1 protein-coding gene is annotated in these 377 nt (G+C 36.6%); it reads right to left on the bottom strand.

What is annotated here, in order from left to right:
- Positions 1-377: hypothetical protein (locus tag RCF13_RS03575; protein ID WP_308140881.1), on the bottom strand; the 377-nt coding region annotated here is incomplete at both ends.

The following is a 377-nucleotide window of genomic DNA, read 5'->3' as shown; positions in this document are numbered from 1 at the left end:
CTTATAAGGAGTGGTATACAAACTAGTCATTTCTTCAACGATTTGCTCTTCATACATGCCAAGCTGTTCCGCTGCATATATGTCGTTTTTAGACAGATACAGTTCCATTAGCTCGGACACAACATGTACAAGATAAAATGGGGATGGATTTTTCAGGTACTCTATGAATTGCGTAATCGCCAAATCAATATTTCCTGTTTTGGAGTTTATAAATGCTGTCATCATTTTGACATTATCGGGCACAAAAGAATAAGGAAACTTGCTATACGAATCAAGATATGCTTGGCAAGCATCGTATTTTTTTAAGTTGAAATAAGCATTACAAACGTTATGTGTAGCATACGCAAGGTACTCTCCACTCCCATTCTGAATGACAT

The organism is Stenotrophomonas maltophilia group sp. RNC7 (assembly GCF_030910085.1).
In the GTDB taxonomy this organism is placed as follows: Bacteria; Pseudomonadota; Gammaproteobacteria; order Xanthomonadales; family Xanthomonadaceae; genus Stenotrophomonas; species Stenotrophomonas sepilia.
The sequence above is the reverse complement of the archived record's forward strand: the minus strand, read 5'-3'. Positions and strand labels throughout refer to the sequence as shown.